General features: G+C 60.1%; 1 pseudogene. It reads right to left on the bottom strand.

Annotated elements, in window-relative coordinates:
- Nucleotides 1-83: 83 nt before the first annotated feature.
- Nucleotides 84-291: pseudogene (locus tag ACWGTO_RS34010) on the bottom strand (hypothetical protein); the annotation flags it as partial.

Below are 291 nucleotides of genomic sequence, written 5' to 3'. Positions count from 1 at the left end.
AGAGGGTGAGTGACGGTTCCAACAGGAGCGGTGCTCGGTCGAGATGCAAAGACGTTGAAATGAGACCGGTAATTATTCCGGGGTCAGGCGGCACGCAGAAGGGGCGGTTTCGGCTTGAATATTGAAGGCACGCTCGGGGCTGGTTGCCGAGACGGTGCCCGCAGCCGATTGCGAAGTTCGCCGTTGATCTCTGCCGTCCGGACCTGCATGAGCATATGCGCGCCGTGGAACGACCACCGCATCTGCTGCTTTTTGACCATCCGCTTGCCGACGAGGGAATTCACCGCCGAC

This window comes from Mesorhizobium sp. PL10 (assembly GCF_053714315.1).
The sequence above is the reverse complement of the archived record's forward strand: the minus strand, read 5'-3'. Positions and strand labels throughout refer to the sequence as shown.